Source organism: Tenacibaculum sp. M341 (assembly GCF_004337695.1).
GTDB lineage: Bacteria > Bacteroidota > Bacteroidia > Flavobacteriales > Flavobacteriaceae > Polaribacter.
Genome location: NZ_SJXJ01000051.1, coordinates 1 through 1,357, shown reverse-complemented (window position 1 = coordinate 1,357; position 1,357 = coordinate 1). Strand labels below are relative to the sequence as shown.

Genomic DNA, 1,357 nt, shown 5'->3' with positions numbered 1-1,357 from the left:
ATATAGAACATCATGAGGTAAAAGGAGGGTATAGCAGTATTCCTAAGTTGCCTGTCAAACGATTATATGAGTTGTCATCAGCACAAAAGCGTATGTACTTTTTATATGAGTTTGACAAGCAGTCTACCAGTTATAATATACCTTCATTTTATCATTTAGATACCAGCATAGATATAGCTCGTCTGAAAGATGCTTTTAACAGTTTGGTACAGCGTCATTCAAGTTTACGTACACGCTTTGTTCTAAATAACAATGAGGTATACCAGCAGGTTATGGGTGGTCAGGATTTTAACATAATTTATACAGAACTTGCCGATGGAGTGACTATAGAAGACAAGATTCAAGCATTTATTTCTCCTTTTAATTTGAATGAAGAATATCCATTTAGAGTGGAAGTTGTAAAAGATACGGAGGGATATATTTTATTAATAGATATGCATCATATTGTAAGTGATGGAGTGTCTATGAGTATTTTGATGGATGACTTTGTACATTTGTATCAGGAGGATAGCTTGCCAGAATTATCATTACAATATACAGACTATTCTGAGTGGCAACAAAGCGAGGCACATAGTTTACAACGAGAGGAAGATAAGAAGTATTGGGAAGGGATGTATGCTAGTCCTATAAGTGCACTTGACTTACCTTATGATTATACAAGACCAGCAATAAAAAGTGATAAAGGATCGTCTGTAACCCTTACTATTGATTCAGATAAAGTAAATAAAATAAGAAGTTTAGTAGATATTCAAGGAGTCAGCATGTTTATGTTCCTCCTTTCAATTCATAAAATAGTATTAAGTAAATTAAGTGGTCAAGAAGATATTATTGTAGGAACCCCAACTTCTGGAAGAAATCATGCAGATGTTGATCAAATGGTTGGAATGTTTGTAAATACTTTGGTTCTTCGTAGTTATCCATCAAAAGAAAAGAGTTATATAGATTATCTTGAAGAGGTAAAGGAATTGGTTTTATCGAGTTTCGTACATGAAGCATATCAATATGAAGATCTCATAGAAAGTTTATCGATAACCAGAGATACCAGTCGAAATCCGCTGTTTGATGTAATGTTTACCTATAGGTATCAGGAAAGAAGAAGAGAAGAAGAAATAGAAGAATTACCTTTTGGTATTCGTCCTTATGAAATAGGAGGAGATGTAACGTCAAAATTTGATTTAGAGTTTGATGTTTCTGACAATGGAGAAGAGTTATCATTTGCGATTACTTATTGTACAGCTTTATTTAAGTCGAGTACTATTGAGACTTATATGAGTTATATAGAGACCTGTATTGATCAGGTGCTGGAAAAATCAGATCGAAACATTTCAGAGATCAGTCTTTTGAATAAGGAAGAACA

General features: G+C 33.5%; 1 protein-coding gene. It reads left to right on the top strand.

All coding sequences use genetic code 11. The annotated features are described in order from the left end of the window. Positions 1-1,357: condensation domain-containing protein (locus EYW44_RS21870; protein WP_243643717.1), on the top strand; the 1,357-nt coding region annotated here is incomplete at both ends.